Source organism: Flavobacterium johnsoniae UW101 (genome assembly GCF_000016645.1).
GTDB classification, from domain to species: domain Bacteria; phylum Bacteroidota; class Bacteroidia; order Flavobacteriales; family Flavobacteriaceae; genus Flavobacterium; species Flavobacterium johnsoniae.
This window is the reverse complement of record NC_009441.1, coordinates 4,179,257-4,197,299: the sequence shown is the minus strand read 5'-3', so window position 1 is coordinate 4,197,299 and position 18,043 is coordinate 4,179,257. Positions and strand designations below refer to the sequence as shown.

General features: G+C 32.9%; 17 protein-coding genes. 6 read left to right on the top strand and 11 right to left on the bottom strand.

What is annotated here, in order from left to right:
- The first annotated feature begins 5 nt into the window (after positions 1 to 5).
- The 4 genes from bglX (at position 6) to FJOH_RS18195 (ending at position 6,677) form a co-directional block, all read left to right on the top strand.
- Positions 6 to 2,306, top strand: a complete 2,301-nt coding sequence (bglX, locus tag FJOH_RS18210) for a beta-glucosidase BglX (RefSeq protein WP_012025502.1) — start codon at positions 6 to 8, stop codon at positions 2,304 to 2,306.
- An 89-nt stretch (positions 2,307 to 2,395) separates the two neighbouring features.
- Complete coding sequence (locus tag FJOH_RS18205) at positions 2,396 to 3,169, top strand: glycerophosphodiester phosphodiesterase family protein (RefSeq protein WP_012025501.1); 774 nt, start codon at positions 2,396 to 2,398, stop codon at positions 3,167 to 3,169.
- Positions 3,170 to 3,196: 27 nt separating this feature from the next.
- Positions 3,197 to 5,119 carry a discoidin domain-containing protein gene (locus tag FJOH_RS18200; protein ID WP_012025500.1) on the top strand — a complete coding sequence of 641 codons (1,923 nt, stop codon included), beginning with the start codon at positions 3,197 to 3,199 and terminating at the stop codon, positions 5,117 to 5,119.
- Between the two features lie 166 nt (positions 5,120 to 5,285).
- Positions 5,286 to 6,677 (top strand): M20/M25/M40 family metallo-hydrolase, encoded by a 1,392-nt coding sequence (locus tag FJOH_RS18195; RefSeq protein WP_012025499.1) that lies wholly within the window; start codon positions 5,286 to 5,288, stop codon positions 6,675 to 6,677.
- A 67-nt stretch (positions 6,678 to 6,744) separates the two neighbouring features.
- On the opposite strand, the gene FJOH_RS18190 is transcribed toward FJOH_RS18195, so the two are convergent.
- From FJOH_RS18190 to prmA, 11 genes are all read right to left on the bottom strand, one after another.
- Positions 6,745 to 7,053 (bottom strand): hypothetical protein, encoded by a 309-nt coding sequence (locus tag FJOH_RS18190; protein WP_012025498.1) that lies wholly within the window; start codon positions 7,051 to 7,053, stop codon positions 6,745 to 6,747.
- Between the two features lie 4 nt (positions 7,054 to 7,057).
- The gene (locus FJOH_RS18185; protein ID WP_012025497.1) at positions 7,058 to 7,510 is read right to left on the bottom strand and encodes a Coq4 family protein; all 453 of its coding nucleotides are present in this window, start codon (positions 7,508 to 7,510) and stop codon (positions 7,058 to 7,060) included.
- Between the two features lie 90 nt (positions 7,511 to 7,600).
- Positions 7,601 to 8,278 carry a YiiX family permuted papain-like enzyme gene (locus FJOH_RS18180; RefSeq protein ID WP_012025496.1) on the bottom strand — a complete coding sequence of 226 codons (678 nt, stop codon included), beginning with the start codon at positions 8,276 to 8,278 and terminating at the stop codon, positions 7,601 to 7,603.
- Between the two features lie 102 nt (positions 8,279 to 8,380).
- A complete protein-coding gene (locus tag FJOH_RS18175; RefSeq protein WP_012025495.1) occupies positions 8,381 to 9,286 on the bottom strand; it encodes a hypothetical protein in 906 nt (301 codons plus the stop codon).
- Between the two features lie 19 nt (positions 9,287 to 9,305).
- Positions 9,306 to 10,124 (bottom strand): 3-deoxy-8-phosphooctulonate synthase, encoded by an 819-nt coding sequence (gene kdsA / locus FJOH_RS18170; protein ID WP_044047846.1) that lies wholly within the window; start codon positions 10,122 to 10,124, stop codon positions 9,306 to 9,308.
- A gap of 239 nt (positions 10,125 to 10,363) precedes the next feature.
- The gene (locus FJOH_RS18165) at positions 10,364 to 10,690 is read right to left on the bottom strand and encodes a hypothetical protein (RefSeq protein ID WP_012025493.1); all 327 of its coding nucleotides are present in this window, start codon (positions 10,688 to 10,690) and stop codon (positions 10,364 to 10,366) included.
- Positions 10,691 to 10,728: 38 nt separating this feature from the next.
- Positions 10,729 to 11,181 carry a hypothetical protein gene (locus FJOH_RS18160; protein WP_012025492.1) on the bottom strand — a complete coding sequence of 151 codons (453 nt, stop codon included), beginning with the start codon at positions 11,179 to 11,181 and terminating at the stop codon, positions 10,729 to 10,731.
- A 106-nt stretch (positions 11,182 to 11,287) separates the two neighbouring features.
- Positions 11,288 to 11,965 carry a lysoplasmalogenase gene (locus tag FJOH_RS18155; protein WP_012025491.1) on the bottom strand — a complete coding sequence of 226 codons (678 nt, stop codon included), beginning with the start codon at positions 11,963 to 11,965 and terminating at the stop codon, positions 11,288 to 11,290.
- Positions 11,965 to 13,245, bottom strand: a complete 1,281-nt coding sequence (locus FJOH_RS18150; protein WP_012025490.1) for a sterol desaturase family protein — start codon at positions 13,243 to 13,245, stop codon at positions 11,965 to 11,967. The genes FJOH_RS18155 and FJOH_RS18150 overlap by 1 nt, the downstream gene beginning before the upstream one ends.
- Before the next feature lie 65 nt (positions 13,246 to 13,310).
- A complete protein-coding gene (locus FJOH_RS18145; RefSeq protein ID WP_012025489.1) occupies positions 13,311 to 13,586 on the bottom strand; it encodes an ATP-dependent Clp protease adaptor ClpS in 276 nt (91 codons plus the stop codon).
- Between the two features lie 32 nt (positions 13,587 to 13,618).
- Positions 13,619 to 14,452, bottom strand: a complete 834-nt coding sequence (gene prmA, locus FJOH_RS18140) for a 50S ribosomal protein L11 methyltransferase (protein WP_044047845.1) — start codon at positions 14,450 to 14,452, stop codon at positions 13,619 to 13,621.
- 115 nt (positions 14,453 to 14,567) lie between these two features.
- Here prmA and FJOH_RS18135 point away from each other — a divergent pair, with 115 nt between their 5' ends.
- Positions 14,568 to 15,704, top strand: coding sequence for a hypothetical protein (locus FJOH_RS18135; protein ID WP_012025487.1), 1,137 nt, complete (start codon positions 14,568 to 14,570; stop codon positions 15,702 to 15,704).
- Positions 15,664 to 18,015 (top strand): hypothetical protein, encoded by a 2,352-nt coding sequence (locus tag FJOH_RS18130; RefSeq protein WP_044047843.1) that lies wholly within the window; start codon positions 15,664 to 15,666, stop codon positions 18,013 to 18,015. The genes FJOH_RS18135 and FJOH_RS18130 overlap by 41 nt, the downstream gene beginning before the upstream one ends.
- Positions 18,016 to 18,043 lie beyond the last annotated feature (28 nt).

Genomic DNA, 18,043 nt, shown 5'->3' with positions numbered 1-18,043 from the left:
ATAGAATGAAAAACAAATTAGTCTTACTTTTTTTAGGATGCGCTGTTTTGGGTTACGCTCAAAAAAAGCCGGCTAAAAATACAGTGAAAATTAAACCAAAGTCTGAATTTGTGGCGGAGTTAATGTCAAAAATGACTTTAGACGAGAAATTGGGTCAGTTAAACCTGCCAACATCTGGTGATATTACCACAGGGCAGGCAAACAGCTCAAATGTGGCAAAAAACATTGCTGAAGGAAAAGTGGGTGGTTTGTTTAACATTAAATCAGTTCAAAAAATTAAAGAAGTACAGAAAATTGCGGTTGAAAAAAGCCGTTTAAAAATTCCGCTGCTTTTTGGTATGGACGTAATTCACGGTTACGAAACAACATTCCCAATTCCGTTAGGATTATCTTGTACCTGGGATATGGGCTTAATTGAAAGAAGTGCTCAGATTGCTGCAAAAGAAGCAAGTGCAGACGGTATCAACTGGACATTTTCTCCAATGGTTGATATTTCTCGTGATCCAAGATGGGGAAGAGTTTCTGAAGGTTCAGGGGAAGATCCATACTTAGGAAGCCAGATTGCAAAAGCAATGGTAAACGGATATCAGCAGCATGATCTTTCAAAAAATAACTCAATTTTAGCTTGTGTTAAGCACTTCGCATTATACGGTGCTCCAGAAGGCGGACGTGATTACAACACGGTTGATATGAGCCACATCAGAATGTTTAATGACTATTTTCCTCCTTACAAAGCGGCAGTTGATGCTGGTGTAGGTTCGGTTATGGCTTCTTTCAACGAAGTTGACGGAATTCCAGCAACTGGAAACAAATGGTTAATGACAGATGTTTTAAGAAAACAATGGGGGTTCAAAGGATTTGTAGTAACTGATTTTACAGGAATTCCTGAAATGATCGAACACGGAATGGGGAATCTTCAAGATGTTTCTGCTTTAGCATTAAATGCTGGGGTTGAAATGGATATGGTTGGAGAAGGTTTCTTAGGAACTTTGAAAAAATCTTTAGACGAAGGAAGAGTAAAAATCGAAACAATCGATAATGCTGTAAAACTTATTTTAGAAGCAAAATACGATTTAGGATTATTCCAGGACCCATACAAATATTGTGATGAGAAAAGAGCAAAAACTGAAATCTTCACAACTGACAGCAGAAAAGAAGCACGTGAAATTGCAGCACAATCTTTAGTTTTATTAAAAAACCAAAACCAGCTTTTACCACTTAAAAAATCTGGAACTATTGGTTTAATCGGACCATTGGCAGATGCAAAAGAAAACATGCCAGGAACTTGGAGTGTGGCTACAAAAATGGAAAATGCCGTTTCGTTATTGAGAGGTATTAAAGAAGTAGCCGGAGCTGGAACAAAAGTTTTATATGCAAAAGGAAGTAATTTAGATTACGATGAAACTTTTGAAACCAATGCGACAATGTTTGGTAAAACATTACACCGTGATGCTCGTTCAAAAGAAGATTTATTAGCAGAAGCTTTAAAAGTAGCGGAGCAGTCAGATGTGATTGTGGCAGCTTTAGGAGAATCTGCAGAAATGAGCGGAGAATCTAGCAGCCGTACGAATTTAGAAATTCCACAAGCGCAAAAAGATTTATTAAACGCTTTATTAAAAACAGGAAAACCAGTTGTTTTAGTTTTATTTGACGGACGTCCGTTAGTAATTACAGACGAAGAGAAAACAGTTCCTGCAATTTTAAATGCTTGGTTCGCAGGTACAGAAGCTGGTTATGCTATTGCTGATGTATTATTCGGAGACGTAAATCCTTCAGGAAAATTGACTTCAACTTTTCCAAGAAGTGTTGGGCAGCTGCCAATTTACTACGCGCACAAAAATACAGGAAGACCACTTTCTAATACAGAAGGTAAATTCGAAAAATTCAGATCAAATTATATTGACGAAAGAAACGAGCCTTTATTCCCATTCGGATTTGGTTTAAGCTATACGACTTTTGATTATTCAAACCTGAAAATTTCTTCTGATAAAATGAATCCATCTGGAAAATTGAAAGTAACAGTTGATTTAACTAATACAGGAAATTTTGACGGAAAAGAAACAGTTCAATTATATATTAGAGATTTAGTTGGTTCAGTAACAAGACCAGTTAGAGAATTAAAAGGTTTCCAAAAAATAGCACTTAAAAAAGGTGAAAAACAAACCGTAAGTTTTGATATTACGGTTGAAGATTTAAAATTTTATAACTCTGATTTGCAATTTGCAGCAGAGCCTGGACAGTTTGATATTTTCGTTGGAGGAAATTCAAATGCCGATAAGAAAGTTAGTTTTGAGTTAACTAAATAGTTGGTTTATTGATTAGTTAAAAGCCCTTCGTTTGGAGGGCTTTTTTTTAAACTGAAGAACCATTTTTGTAATTTTTTAACTACGTTATTATGAATGCTCTAAAAATATTTAGTGCAATATGTCTTATTGCTTTTTCATATTGCAATGCCCAAAAAAATGCGATAGTTGCTCATCGCGGTGCCTGGAAAAAAAATAATCTGCCCGAAAATTCAATTGCATCATTACGACATGCAATTGATTTAAAACTGCCGGGTTCAGAGTTTGATGTCTGGAGAACAGCTGATGATTCGCTTGTAATCAATCATGATGCGCATTACAACAAACTGCTTATTGAAGAAACAAATTATGCAGATTTGATAAAATTTAAACTTTCAAACGGAGAAAAACTCCCAACCCTTCACGAATACATTTCTGAAGGAATGCGAAATAATAAACATACACTTTTGGTCTGTGAAATTAAACCTTCAGAAATCAGTAAAGAAAGAGGACAAAAAACGGGTGTAGCAGCAGTCGAAACCATTAAAAAATTAAAAGCCGATAAAAACACCTGCTACATCAGTTTTGATTATGATATTCTAAAAAAAATCAGAGAAATTGATTCTAAAACTTCCCTGCAGTATTTGGAAGGAAATAAATCTCCAAAAGAAGTAAAAGCAGATAAAATTAACGGCGTTGATTATCATTATTCTGTTTTTCAAAAACATCCTGAATGGATACAAGAAGCAAAGGATAACAAAATTATCCTAAATGCCTGGACTGTTAACGATGCTAAAGATATGGATTGGATTATTGAGCATAAATTCAATTACATTACAACCAACGAGCCAGAACTTTTAAGCGAAAGATTAAAAGCAAAAAAGTAAGCTTTCAAACTTTACAAACAATCAACCATGAAAAATATATATAAACAACTTGCACTGCCTGTTTTATGGGTTTTGATATTTTTTAGTCAAAACCTTTCGGCACAAAATTCGGGTAAAACGGAATGGTTTGATCCATCAAAACCCGCAACAACTTATTGTAATCCAATTAACATAGGTTATAATTTCACGACACACAATCATAACGGAATTCCAGAATCACGCCGTTCAAGCGCCGATCCTGTAATTATAACTTATAAAGGCGAATATTATTTATTTGCAACCAATCAGGCAGGATTTTTTTGGAGTAAAGATATGTCAGACTGGAATTTTGTTTACGGAAGTTTTCAAAGACAGCCAGGCGACGATGACCAATGCGCGCCAGCGGCCTGGGTAGTAAATGACACTTTATTTTATGTAGGTTCAACCTGGAAAAGAGATCATCCAATCTGGAAAACTGCCGATCCAAAATCAGGAAGATGGACACGTCACGTAGATAAAGCAATGCTGCCAACATGGGATCCTGCTATTTTTCAGGACGATGATAAAAAAGTCTACATGTATTATGGTTCAAGTGGAAAATTGCCTTTAGTGGGCGTTGAAGTTGATTATAAAACTTGGCTTCCAAAAGGAAATCAGGCAGATTATGCTACATTATACAAAGCGACAGAAGTTGAAGATATTCAAAAACCATACGGACAAATTAAAGAAGTTGCTATTTTAGAACCTTCTCAACACGGATGGGAACGTTTTGGACCAAACAATGATATGGAACCTGCACCTTGGGGGAATTTTATCGAAGGAGCCTGGATGACCAAACACAACGGAAAATATTACATGCAGTACGGTGCGCCGGCAACAGAATTTAAAGGTTATGCAAATGGAGTTCATGTTGGAAATAATCCGCTTGGACCATTTACCTATCAAAAACACAACCCAATGTCTTATAAACCAGGCGGATTCGTAATTGGAGCAGGACACGGAAATACTTTTGCTGATAATTACGGAAACTACTGGAATACTGGAACTTGTAAAATTTCAATTAAAGATCGTTTTGAACGCCGTATCGATATGTTTCCGGCAGGATTTGATAAAGATGATGTAATGTATTCTATTACTGCTTATGGAGATTTCCCTATTGTATTGCCAACAAGCCAGCGTGATCAGACAAAAGGAGCTTCATCTGGCTGGATGCTGCTTTCGTATAAAAAGCCTGTAACCGTTTCTTCTTCTGAAGAATGTATGGAAGTAGAAACGCACAGAATGGATAATGGAGGGAAAAAAGTATATGAGAAATTCTGTTACGGGCCAGAAAACCTTACAGATGAAAATATTCAAACCTATTGGTCGGCTAAAACAAGCAATTCTGGCGAATGGCTGCAAATGGATTTAGGAAGACCGATGGAGATAAATGCGCTGCAGATTAATTATGCCGATCATAAAGCTACTCAGTTTAATAAAGCAATGGATATTTATTATCAGTATAAAATTTTCATGTCTGATGATGCACAAAACTGGACTTTGGTGGTTGATAAATCTAAAAATGATAAAGATGCACCTCATGACTATGTAGAACTTACAAAATCATTTAAAGCGCGTTATATTAAGATGGAAAACATTCATAATGCATCTGGATTATTTGCAATTTCTGATTTCAGGGTTTTTGGAAACGGATTAGCAGCAAAACCAAAAGCAGTTGCTTCTTTTAAAGTAGACAGAAATAAAGCTGATTCCAGAAATGCCATGATTTCCTGGAAAAAGCAAAATGATGCTGTTGGATACAATATTTATTACGGAATTGAACCAGATAAACTATACAACAGTATTATGGTTTACGGCGACAATTCTTATGACTTTAGAGGTTTAGATAAAGGAACAAAATACTATTTTACAATTGAGCCTTTTAATGAAAACGGAATAGGAACGAAAAATAAAATTATCGAAGTAAAATAGCTTTATTTTATTAAAAACATAAAAACTCTAATTATAAACTAACAGGTTTGTAATTAGAGTTTTTTTTTGAGAAAGGATATGGAAAAACTCTGACAATTTTATAGAATTTTTGTTTCTTTGTGAAATAAGCCAAGAAATTGGAAGAAACCCAAAATGCTAAAAAACTATGAAAAAAACAATTCTTTTAACTGCGTTAGTTTTAAACGGATTGACATTATTTGCGCAGTCAAATGATGAAAAAAACATCAAATTATTTTACAAAAAAGCTTTAACAGAAGCGAAGTGTTATTCTTGGTTAGAATACCTTTCGAACGATATTGGAAGCCGTTTGTCTGGATCAAAAGGTGCTGCAGAAGCAGTAGAATACACTAAGAGACAATTAGAAAGCATTGGTCTGGATAAAGTATATTTACAAGAAGTTATGGTTCCTCACTGGGTACGCGGTGAAAAAGAAACAGCTTATATCTTAGACGGAAAAGTAAAAACTAATGTACCAATCTGCGCTTTAGGAGGATCTGTTGCAACTCCAAAAACCGGACTTACAGCAGAAATAATCGAAGTACAGGGAATTAAAGAATTAGCAGAACTTGGTACTGATAAAGTAAAAGGAAAAATTGTGTTTTATAACAGACCAATGAATCCTGAAAACATTGAAACTTTTACATCATACGGTGCATGTGTAGACCAAAGATATGCTGGTGCAAAAGAAGCTGCAAAACTTGGAGCAGTAGGAACAATTGTTCGTTCTATGAATTTGCGTTTAGATGATTTCCCGCATACAGGAGCACAAAGCTATGGTGATTTACCAAAAGAGCAATATATTCCAACTGCTGCAATTAGTACAAATGGAGCTGAATTGTTAAGTAAAACCTTGAAAGCAAATCCAGCTTTAAAATTTTATTTCAAACAGTCTTGCGAAACGCTGCCGGATGTATTATCACATAACGTTGTTGGAGAATTAACAGGAACTGTAAGTCCTGAAAACATTATGGTTGTGGGCGGTCACTTAGATTCTTGGGATTTAGCTGATGGTTCTCATGATGATGGAGCAGGAGTAGTACAGAGTATGGAAGCGATTCGTATTCTTAAAAACCTAAACTACAAACCAAAGAATACAATTCGTGTAGTATTGTTTATGAATGAAGAAAACGGCGGAAAAGGCGGTGCTAAATACGAAGAAATTTCAAAGCAAAATAAAGAGAATCACATTTTTGCATTAGAAAGTGATTCAGGCGGATTTTCTCCAAGAGGATTTTCTATTGAAGCTGACGATGTTAATTTGAAAAAAATACAAGGATTTAAAGACTTTTTTGAGCCTTATTTAGTACACAGTTTTACAATTGGGCACGCAGGTTCAGATATCAGTCATTTAACGTCTAAAGCGATCGTTAAAGCAGGTTTAAAACCAGATTCACAACGTTACTTTGATTACCACCACGCAGCAAACGATAAATTTGATGCCATTAACAAAAGAGAGTTAGAATTAGGTGCAGCAACAATGACGTCATTATTATATTTAATTGACCAAACCGGAATTGTTATTCCTGCAGCAAACTAAAATTAAAAAATAGATTATAAAGAAAAAGCCGCGAGTTATACTTGCGGCTTTTTTTATTTCGTAAAACTCAATTAATTTTCATCACCACCAGATAATATAAAAATGTAATAGGAATATTAGAAAGAACAATTAAAATCTTAAATCCAATATCTTTTCGATATTCCGGTAAATGAATAAATCTTTCGGTTAAATGAAAAAGCATAATCGCATTAAGTACTATTCCTGATAAGGCAAACGGCCATGCAATTACTAAAATATTAGGACTTTCATTTGAAATGATATAAAGCATAAACAAAAGAGTACTGATAATAAAAGTTCCAACAGCCAGTTCCGTAGATTGTTTTTCTTCAAAGTGTTTATTGTGTATTGTTTTCATGATCTTAAATATTAAAAGTTTGTTGAATAGATTGTATAGGCATTGAAAGCATTTTTGAAAAATCCAGATAATGAAATGAATGTGCTTGTTTCCCTCTTTTATACTGCTCAACGAAATACTTTATCTGTTTGGGATAAAAAAGAGTTCCAGATAGAATAACCATATACAAATACAAGCTTCTTTTTCCGTTTCCGAAAAGATAATACTGCATGCCGATTTCTTCATAAACAGAAATTCCAGTATTCGTAAGAACATGTATAATATCGTGATCTTCCAATTTCTCCTGAATATCAAAATGATTTTTATGTAGAAAATTTCCTAAACCATATCCTAAGCTATCTTTAGGAAAATTAAACAGCTGTTTTTTATCAATATTCCAAGGCTCGTTTTTCTTAAAATATTTTTGATACGGCTTTTTAGTGCATTCGTATAATTTTTCAATTAAATAATCTCTCATAGTTGTGCTGGTTAAAAGTTCTTTGAAATTCAAAGTAAATAGTTAAAATAAAAAGCTAATCGGGTTTAGAATTAGCTTTTAACTTATTTCTTAATAATTGTCTATTACGGTTTTTAATAAATTTGAATCCGCTAGGTCAGAGGGAGCGACAACTTTTTCTTCAAGCGGAATATCATTGCCATAACGCTCTTTAAGAATTTTTTTGACTCTCGGATCTTCTAAATTAAAATCTTTCAATTCTCTTAGTTTTGATAGTTCAATCCCTGCCGCATTTTTATAAATTTTCCAAACCAATTCAGAACAATAAATTCTATTATCAGTCCATTCAAAATAAGCATCATATTCTTTTCCGTCAAACTGCTGGCCGTAATTTTCCATTTTTTGAAGTACTTCCGGAGTCAAAACGGTTTCAGCATTTTTTAATCTCTTTACGACATATTTATTATTTTTTCCGTGCTGGATCCATTCGTCAAAAGGAGTAAGTTTTACAGGCTGTACAGCTTCAAAAACAAACCATTTTCCGTTGAGGTCAAAAATAATACCGCAATGCGAGAATTTAGAATTAGTAGCAATTCGAACGGCTTCGCATTGAGGAGACTGTGAGGTTTGAAATACAATATCACCGCTTTTAATTTTATCAGATTGAATATTTTCAGTTTTCTTTTTTGAAAATGGATTGTTTGGGAAAACCTTCACTGCGACAAATAATGCCAAACCAAAGCTTAGCACAAATGTGATGATTAGGAAAATGTATTTTTGCTTTTTCATATTTCAAATAAATATTAAAGTACTTTGAGTTGCAAAGTAAATAATAAAAAAAATAGTTACCAAATTAATGATAACTATTTTTAATATATTTTCTAACTGAAATTAGATTCTAAAGATTCCTCCAACAGCAATAATTCGTTGAAAATAAGTAAAATGCTGAGAAGCTTTATCTTCATTGCTTGTTGTGGTTTTAATATCCTGCATGTTGATATATCCTCCTTTTAATTCTCCCTGAACATAGAAATGTTTGAAAAAAGTAATATTTAGACCCGCTTTTGCAGAAACACCGTATCCGGAAACATGAAAGTCATCATGACGTTCTTTACCTAAAAGAGTAGTATTTGTTTTTGGATATAAAATACCAGCTCCTAATCCTTCAGTTAAGTTAATCTGAACTTTATCAATATTTGGCAGTCCAAACCATTTAGAAACATCATCAAATCTCGCAACCTCAGTATTAATGTAGTTTAAACCATCTGTATGTTCGTACATTAAAAAAGCAGGACCATTTGGATTAGTTACACCTTTGTCATAACCACCTTCTACAGCTCCATTTAAAGACATATCTACAGGTCTGTTATTGTATTCACCGTTGTAAATTGAGCCGGGATCATCTGCAGGTAAATTGATATTTCCATTAACATTTGCAATTTGATTCTGTGCCATTACATATTTCATGTGGTCAACACCAATTGTTACACTGTAATGATCACTAAAGAAATAACCAAGTCTTAAATTGGTCTGAGGAATAGTCATATTTGCAGGATTAATATAATCTACATGCCATCCTTTTGGTTTGTCATGAGCAGACATATTTTCAACTGTAAAGTTGTAATCCTTACCACGAAAGTTTACATCAGATTTTGAGTAACTTTCTCTGTTTCCGCCCCACATAACAAAGAATTTACCTTTGTTGTGAGCAGCGTATTTTTGTACTGGAATTTCTTCCTGAGCAAATGTGTTTAAAGAAACACAAGCCAGTAAGAAAAATAAAATTTTTGTTTTCAAAGAACTTAAGTATTATAAATTAAAAGGCATTTACAGTTTTTCTAATAGCCACTAATTTGTTCATTAAACCTTCAAAATAGTCTAAATGAAGCATATTAGCACCATCACTTTTTGCATTTGCAGGGTCAAAGTGTGTTTCGATAAAAATACCGTCAACACCTACAGCGATACCCGCTTTTGCTACTGTTTCGATCATGTCAGGTCTTCCGCCTGTAACACCAGCAGTCTGGTTTGGCTGCTGTAAAGAGTGTGTAACATCTAAAACCGTAGATGCATATTGCTGCATAGTAGGAATTCCTCTAAAATCAACAATCATATCCTGGTATCCAAACATAGTACCTCTGTCTGTAACCATAACGTTTTCGTTATTACAGTCTAAAACCTTTTGTACAGCATGTTTCATGCTTTCTGGACTCATAAATTGTCCTTTTTTAAGGTTTACTGTTTTTCCTGTATTAGCGGCAGCAACAACCAAATCTGTCTGACGAACTAAAAACGCAGGAATTTGTAAAACATCAACGTACTGTGCAGCCATATCGGCATCTTCATTTGTATGAATATCGGTAACAGTTGGAACGTGAAAAGTTTCTGAAACTTTTCTTAATATTTTTAAAGCTTTTTCATCTCCAATTCCAGAAAAACTATCAATTCTGGAACGGTTTGCTTTTTTAAAAGATCCTTTAAACACATAAGGGATTTGTAAGTTGTCGGTAATACCAACTAATTTTTCAGCAATTCTAAGAGCCATTTCTTCTCCTTCAATAGCGCATGGCCCCGCCAATAAAAAGAAATTTCCGCTTTCAGTATGCTTGATTTGTGGAATATGTTGTAAGTTCATAAAATTATTTTTTTGCAATGCAAAGGTAGTCATGATTTATGAATAGCAGATGAAGATTTAAGATTATTTTAAGAACACGAATAGCTGACAGGGGGCTTAGCAGCAGTAACGAATTTCTAAAATTTCTTAAGAATGATTAAATGCTTTTTCCGGTGCAATATTAAAATATGAAAAGAAACTAATAAATGATATTTATCATGTTCTGCAGTTTTGCTGTTCACTGCTTTTTTTAACTTAGATTATACTGTGTTTCTTTTTACTCTCCATCTTTTAATTAAAAATTGAATTACAATAATTATAATCAGAATAAAAATAAAAAAGAAACAAGCGACAGCCATTCCTACGAGCGGCATACCGCATCTTACAGGATTCGGCTCATATTGTTTTGTAAGATTATAATCTGCAATATTAAAAGCCGCAAAAGAAAATATAATCTGAAGAAGAAAATTTATCCATGAAACAGGACTAAATTTTAAAGATGATGATTTATAGATTGAATAACTTCCTAATATTAATTGTGATAAAACTGGGAAAATAATAAGCAGTAAAGGCAGTATATTAAGCATTTTTATTTCAGATTAACTATAGTTTATTCTTGTAAATTTTACTCCTTTTTTAAAGTCAATCCCATCGGAACCATTAAAATTCCTTTTTCATAAATATTTAAATACAGCGTTACAGGTTTTTTCTGTCCTTCCCATGTTAATTCATACACATTTAAAAATCCGGCGCCCATATCGCTTCTTTTTGTTGGAAAAGGACAGCAGGTTTCTAAACGCTTATATTTGATTTTTTCTCCGTTTGGTCCAGCTAATGCATTCAAAAAACGAACTTCGTTCGTTGCTTCGTCACGGGTGTTTTTAAAAAATATATTTACTGGATAATCAGGATTATAACCATACTTTTTGTCTTTGCTGAATAGCGAAATTACAAACGTATTGTTTTTATTTAAAACTAAATCAGGAGCATTATTGTCTACATTTTTTAAAGTCGATTTTGTGCTTATACAAGAAGCTGCAGTTATTAATAGAATAATGAAAAGAGCTGTTTTTTTCATGGTTGAGGTTTATTTTGGTCATGCAAATGTAAAAAAGGTTTTGCCACTGATTAAAAAGATTAATAAGATTTTTAATCGTTAATCTAAATCTTTATCAAAAAGAGATTTATTCAGCCTTTTTTCCATTTAGTCTTAATATACCAATTACAATCAGATATTGTGCCACAAGATAGGTAAGCATAATAATAAATGAACTTTTTTTGAGCGGCATATAAAATTTATTGAGAGCCAAAATACTATCTGAAATTACAAAGAACAGAGCACCAAAAAACACCAGCTGATTGGCTGGTGTTTTCCATATTAAAAGTCCGTTATAAGCAAACAAAAGCATTATTGAAATAACGCTCGCATATACGATAACCGGAATTTTTAAATCGCCTAATGAAGGCAGTAAAACAGAAAGCATTCCAATTAAATAAACGGCAATAAGAATACTTCCAAATATAAAAGTAATTGAATTTCGTTTGAATTTTTCTTTGGTCTGTCTGTTAAAAAGCACACAATACAGAATGTGGGAAATTAAAAAAGAAACTAATCCCAGAATAAAATAAATTTCGGCAATATCTGAAAAAAGCAGAATTACATCGCCAATCCAGGAAAAGAGTAATGCGGTTAAAAGTAAATTTTGAGTTGGAAATCTTTTAGAAAAGTACACGCCTAAAATTAACAGCGGAATTAAAGCCGGTTTTAGGTAACAGTCTAAACTTTCATATCCCAGATATAAAAGAAGCAGATAAATAAAGCAGTATGCAGTATAAATTTTAAAAAATACAATATTTTTCATTACGCGGTTTGTGAATTTATGGTTTGATTTTGGTTAGTTTTAAAATCTACAGTTACAAAGTAAATCGTTATTAAAAAAGATACACTTAAATAACCTAAAATTATATAATTACTTAAAGAGAAAACGGTTTTGAGACCAAACCAATCGCCGTAAAATAAAATTACGGCTGTCGCGAGAGACAATCTAAAACCTTCCCAGACAATAGCAAATCTGCTTTTATCCATTAGTTCAGAGCTGCTGTAAATGGTTATAAAAATAAAGAACCCATAGACGAAAATATTAGGCAGACCAATTTGGGCAATATTCTCAAATAAATAACTCACAAACAAAAGTGTAATTAAAATTTGAGCAACTGACCAATAAATGAGTTTTTGAGAATTTTGTGTGCCGTATTTTTCAAAATCAAATACATTTTCGATTTTGTTAACCGGATATTTTTCTTCGAAATTTTCAGGCCGCCATCCTGTTGGTTTAAACCAAATGGTTAGTTTATCTTTCCAGCTTTCGGCTCGCCAGGCGTCTTTTATTAATAAAGTTAAATGCTGAAAATTTATTTTTATCGGATTCCATGTATTGGCAGGTCTTGTAATTCCAAAAACCGGAGGAATATCGTCTAATTCTTCCTGAAATGTTCCAAAAAGTTTATCCCAGAAAATAAATATCTGCGAATGGTTTTTATCTAAATATTCAGGATTTATGGCATGATGAACCCGATGATGCGAAGGCGTTACGAGAATTTTTTCTACAAATCCCATTTTTTTAATGTGTTTGGTATGATACCAAAACTGTAAAAATAAATGGAGCGGAAGTGTTATGGCAATTACAGAAGCCGGAACTCCTAATAATGCTGCCGGAATAAGCAGAAAAGTAAATAAATTAACCAGACTCGCTATAGGCTGGCGCAGCGCGCAGGCAAGATTAAACTCTTCACTGCTGTGGTGAATGGCGTGTTTATTCCAAAAAAAGTTAATTTGATGAGCCAGTCGATGACTCCAATATCCGTAGAAATCAATAACAAAAAAGGCAATGATGTAAGATAGAACTGTGGCTTCCTGATGAAAAAGTGCAATTTTAGAAACCATCCACTCATATGAAAGAAAAGTAATGCTGAGTCCTAAAACGTCTTTTACAGAATTGGTAATTCCGGAACTAATACTGGAAACGCTGTCAATTAATGGAGCAGTATCGTTCTTTTTGTAAATGCCGTAAAGTTTTTCAATTACAATTAGAACTAAAAAAACAGGCATTGCAATAATTAATATTTTACCATATTCTTCCATAAAAAAACATTCTATTTTATTTCAAATATAAAATAAAATAGAATGTTTTTTAAATTATTGGTAAATTAAACAATTTCAGCGCTTAGTCCAGCTTCCAAAAGTTGTGTACATTGAGGTTTAAGTTTTTCTATTGGGCCTGTTTTTACAGTGCATTTTCCGTTGTAATGTACAATTAAGGAACATTGTTCGGCTTGTTCTGCCGTATGGTCACAAACGCGCATTAAAGTATCAATAACGTGGTCAAATGTATTTACATCATCGTTATACATAATGATTTCATTATTGAACACAGCCGCTTCTTTCTCGCGGACTTTTTCTCTTACTTTCTCTTTAGTACTCATCTTATCTAGTTTTTGTACTTTGTAATTACTATCTAATTTACGTATTTTAATGAAACCCAGTTGTTTCTTTGTAACTTTTTAACATACGTCAAACCTTTTTCTGTGCATGAAGCATCGATAAACGGAATGTCTTCTTCATAAAAACCGCTGAATAAAATAATTCCCTTTGGATTTAAACTATCAACGTAAGCCTGCATATCATTTAACAAAATGTTTCGGTTGATATTGGCAATAATCAAATCGTATTTTTTTCCTGCCAATAAAGCCGCATCGCCCTCATAAACGGAGATATGTTTACAATTATTGCGTTCGGCATTTTCAATAGAATTTAAATAACACCAATTGTCAATATCAATTGCATCGATTGGTTCAGCGCCTTTCATTTCAGCTAAAATGGCTAAAATTGCAGTTCCGCATCCCATGTCAAGTGTTTTTAAACCTTTAACATCCATTTCCAGTAAATGCTGAATCATCATGTGAGTGGTTTCGTGATGTCCGGTTCCAAAACTCATTTTAGGTTCAATAACAATGTCAAATTCAGCATCCGTTTTTTCGTGAAAAGGAGCGCGTACATGACATTTACCATCAACATCAATTGGCTCGAAATTCTTTTCCCATTCCTCGTTCCAGTTTACCTGATCGATTTCTTCAATTGTATATTCAATTTTAAACTCCTCAGATTGTAGAATATAAATATCATCCAGAATATTTTCATCCCATAAATCCTTTTTCACAAAAGCCGAAATTCCGTTTTCAGTTTCTGTAAAACTTTCAAACGCTTTTTCGCCCAATTCAGCCACTAAAATTTCAGAACCCAATTCTTTTGGCTCAATTGTAAAATGATATCCTAAATATATATTCGACATAAATAAAAATTTTTGCAAAGGTAAGAATACAAAGCAAAAGTTGTTCATAAATAAATCATATTGTTATAAATTTTAATACTAATTTTGAACTATATTTTGTAAGTTTTTTATTATCATGAAAAATGCTTTTTTTGTTCTGCTTTTTGTCGTTTTAAGCTCGGGTAACCGTGAAAATGACCATAAAGTAATTCGTTCCTTTTGTTACTGGAAAACTAATCTTTACTTTCAGGAAGAAGACGATTCTCTGGTAAATAAACTAGATGTAAAACACATGTATGTTCGTTTTTTTGATGTTGATTATAATCCGTACTCAAAAGAACCGCTGCCTGTTGCCACTATTTGGGATATTTCGTTTAATAAAAGCAATCCCGAAATCACACCGAGTATTTTTATAACGAATGAAGTTGTTTTAAAATCAGATACGAAACAGTTAGACAGTCTGGCAGTCAGGATGGCAAAACGAATCGAACAGATTGGTAAAAAAATGAATGACACAAAAGCTGATATTATAGCTTCGAATATTGTGTACCCAAAAGATTATTATAAGCAGAAAGACTATAAACCTTTAAATTATGATTCAGTAAGAGCAGCAGAATCAGCCAAATTAAAAGTGGCATTTAAAGAAATTCTAATAGACTGCGACTGGACCGAAAAATCTCAGAAGAATTATTTCTATTTATTAAAACAAATTAAAAGCCAGCTGCCATCTTCAAAAATAGCAGCAACCATACGACTGTGGCAGTATAAATATGCTTCAAAAGCCGGAATTCCGCCGGTAGATAAGGGTTTGCTGATGTGCTATAATATTACAAAACCAGACGATTTACAGACTAAAAATTCTATTGCAACAAGCGAAGAATTAGCACAATATATTACGCACGGCGATTATAAACTTAAACTAGACATTGCACTGCCATTATACAGCTGGGCGGTTGCTTTTAGAGGAAATCAGTTTAAAGGTATTTTGTCTGATTATGATCAGTTGATAAAGGATACAAGTAAAGTAAAGAAAACTTCAGATACCCAATATGTTTTGCAGGATGATGTTTTAGTCGGGCAGACGTATCTTAGAAATGGTGATGAAATTAGAATTGAGAAAATTTCAGACAGCGAACTTGACAAGATGATTTCGATTATTAAAAACAAAATCCAGATTGATAATCAGACAAAAGTGACTTTTTTCTCTTTTGATAAAAAATACATAAACGATTATGGAACCGAAAATATCTCCAATTATTATGCGCGCTTTTAGCAGTTTACTTTTAGTTTTAAGCGTTCAGTTTTCATTTGCGTGCGGATGGCAGGTTTCTCCTGAAACCAGCCGTTTGGCTTTGTTTAAAGCACAAAGAGAAGGTTTTTTTAAACTTACGCCATTTTACTACTCAGCAGATTATTATTACTCAACCAATACTGTTTCGGGTGTCGATCAGGAAAAGAATTGTTTAGAGTGGAAGAAAAAATTGGGTAATAATATAAATACAGATGATGTTCATATTATTTTATATGAAACAGATTCTGAACAGTTTCAAACCGCTTTTGAAAATAAGACATTGAAAACTGTATTTGCAAAAAATACATTTGTTGATGCTTTGCTGTTATCTAAAAACAAAACCTTTTTAGACTATATTTTACTGGCTAAAAAACTGGAATATAATAATCTTCAGGACACGAAATGGGAATCTTGGGGACAAATTAGAAGTAATTGGCAAAGTGGAAGTTATAATAGTAATGAACTGAAAGATAATTTTGATTTTGAGAAGAAAATAAAAAGTTCAAAGGATACCTTTTTAAAACTGCGTTATGCTTTTTTAGCACTTCGTTATTATTTTTATACACAACAAAAGCAAGATGTTATTCAATTGTATAATACCTATTTTGCTTCTGAATCAAATACAATCCTGAAACCGTGGGCGTTGTATTATAATGCCTTATGTATTGATAATCTGCCTTTACAAAATTATTTACTTAGTAAAGTTTTTAATTCCTGCGAAGAAAAATCCTTTGCTGTGTTGCAGCATTACAATTGGAAATTGACCAACGAAACTTTGGCATTAGCCCAAAATGATGAAGAGCGAAGTGTTATTCTCGCTATTGAAAGTCTTAGAAATCCAGCTCCGGATTTAAAATCTATTAAAGAAATTTATGAATTAAGTCCAAATAGTTTGTTTTTGAGTTTTTTAATTGGAAGAGAAGTTAACAAACTTGAAGATTGGATTTTTACGCCTCAGTATACTAATGATGGGACTCCTTCAGTAACTTTTAGTTCTACAGATTGGTATGAAAATTATGCTAAAGCGAAAGAAGAAAATTTTAATAAAGATATTTTATACTTAAGAGAATTAGAATATTTTCTAATTTCGATTCGTAAACAAACTTCGGGCGAGCAGAAAGACTATATTACTGCAGCAATAGCCCAGTTATGTTTTATTGATGATCAGGTCGACGAAGGCAAAAAATATACTAATTTGATTTCTGATAAAGCCAATGCTTCAATACAAATGCAGAAAAATATTCAGCTGGCTTTGGTTTCATTAAAACAAGATGATTTAAAGGATGAAAAAGTTCAGAATCAGCTTTATACTTATTTTAATTCAGTAGAAAATCTGGTAGAAACGGATCATGGATTATTTAAAAATTTATATAGTTTATACCGAATTGCAAGCAGTGATTTTTATAAAAAAGGAGATGTAGTTACAGCTGGTTTGCTTTCGATGAAATCGGATATTAAAAATGAAGGAGAATACTCTGCTTATAATAATCCGTACTTCTTTAGTTACATAGGCTATTTTGACCGAAATGCATCGGTAAAAGACATCGATCTTTTAATGGCTTTACAGCAGAAAACAAATAAAACGCCTTTTGAAAAATATATCTGTTCTGGAACAATTGCTCCAAATAGTAATTATTACAAAGATTTAAAAGGAACAATTGCTTTTAGAAACAATAATCTGGAATTGGCTTACGAAACTTTTTCAAGTATGCCTCAGGATTTTTGGGAAAAGAATTATGAGTACAAAATGTATTTAAATGAAAATCCTTTTACGCCTAAAATTCTGCAAAAACAGGAAGAACGTAAATTCGATTATCATTTCAATAAAACTGATTTTATAGCCAAATTAATTCAGCTGAAAAAACAAAATACAGCAAGCAGTAATCTGCAATTAGCTCATGCGTATTTTAATGTTTCGTATTTAGGAAATTCATGGATGATGACATCTTATGATTGGAGTTCCGGCGCATCGTATACAGATTATTTTTACGGAGATAATACTGAGAATGAAAAGAAATACCAAAACGGTAATTATTACAATTTGAAAATGGCCAAAATGTATTATGAGAAAGCTTTAAAAATGTCTAAAAACAGCAACGAAAAAGCAATGGCCAGTTTAATGATTTTTGAATGCAATTATTACAATCATTATGCAGAGTTGATTACAGAGGAAGAAGAAGCCAAAAATCCTTTTAAAGCAGGGAAGGAGCTTGTTAATTTTTATTCGATTTATAAAACAACGCCAACGTTTAAAAAGTACAATTGCCCACTTTTGAAATCGTTTATCAATTAGTCGAAAGTCAAAAGTCAAAAGTCAATGG

What these genes read in the sequence shown, in the direction of transcription:
- prmA (WP_044047845.1), bottom strand. Translation starts at nt 14,452, where the DNA reads ATGTCGAATATATATTTAGGATATCATTTTACAATTGAGCCAAAAGAA.
- FJOH_RS18135 (WP_012025487.1), top strand. Translation starts at nt 14,568, where the DNA reads ATGAAAAATGCTTTTTTTGTTCTGCTTTTTGTCGTTTTAAGCTCGGGT.
- FJOH_RS18160 (WP_012025492.1), bottom strand. Translation starts at nt 11,181, where the DNA reads ATGAAAAAAACAGCTCTTTTCATTATTCTATTAATAACTGCAGCTTCT.
- FJOH_RS18165 (WP_012025493.1), bottom strand. Translation starts at nt 10,690, where the DNA reads ATGCTTAATATACTGCCTTTACTGCTTATTATTTTCCCAGTTTTATCA.
- FJOH_RS18185 (WP_012025497.1), bottom strand. Translation starts at nt 7,510, where the DNA reads ATGAGAGATTATTTAATTGAAAAATTATACGAATGCACTAAAAAGCCG.
- FJOH_RS18195 (WP_012025499.1), top strand. Translation starts at nt 5,286, where the DNA reads ATGAAAAAAACAATTCTTTTAACTGCGTTAGTTTTAAACGGATTGACA.
- FJOH_RS18130 (WP_044047843.1), top strand. Translation starts at nt 15,664, where the DNA reads ATGGAACCGAAAATATCTCCAATTATTATGCGCGCTTTTAGCAGTTTA.
- FJOH_RS18150 (WP_012025490.1), bottom strand. Translation starts at nt 13,245, where the DNA reads ATGGAAGAATATGGTAAAATATTAATTATTGCAATGCCTGTTTTTTTA.
- FJOH_RS18190 (WP_012025498.1), bottom strand. Translation starts at nt 7,053, where the DNA reads ATGAAAACAATACACAATAAACACTTTGAAGAAAAACAATCTACGGAA.
- FJOH_RS18205 (WP_012025501.1), top strand. Translation starts at nt 2,396, where the DNA reads ATGAATGCTCTAAAAATATTTAGTGCAATATGTCTTATTGCTTTTTCA.
- kdsA (WP_044047846.1), bottom strand. Translation starts at nt 10,124, where the DNA reads ATGAACTTACAACATATTCCACAAATCAAGCATACTGAAAGCGGAAAT.
- FJOH_RS18200 (WP_012025500.1), top strand. Translation starts at nt 3,197, where the DNA reads ATGAAAAATATATATAAACAACTTGCACTGCCTGTTTTATGGGTTTTG.
- FJOH_RS18180 (WP_012025496.1), bottom strand. Translation starts at nt 8,278, where the DNA reads ATGAAAAAGCAAAAATACATTTTCCTAATCATCACATTTGTGCTAAGC.
- FJOH_RS18145 (WP_012025489.1), bottom strand. Translation starts at nt 13,586, where the DNA reads ATGAGTACTAAAGAGAAAGTAAGAGAAAAAGTCCGCGAGAAAGAAGCG.
- bglX (WP_012025502.1), top strand. Translation starts at nt 6, where the DNA reads ATGAAAAACAAATTAGTCTTACTTTTTTTAGGATGCGCTGTTTTGGGT.
- FJOH_RS18155 (WP_012025491.1), bottom strand. Translation starts at nt 11,965, where the DNA reads ATGAAAAATATTGTATTTTTTAAAATTTATACTGCATACTGCTTTATT.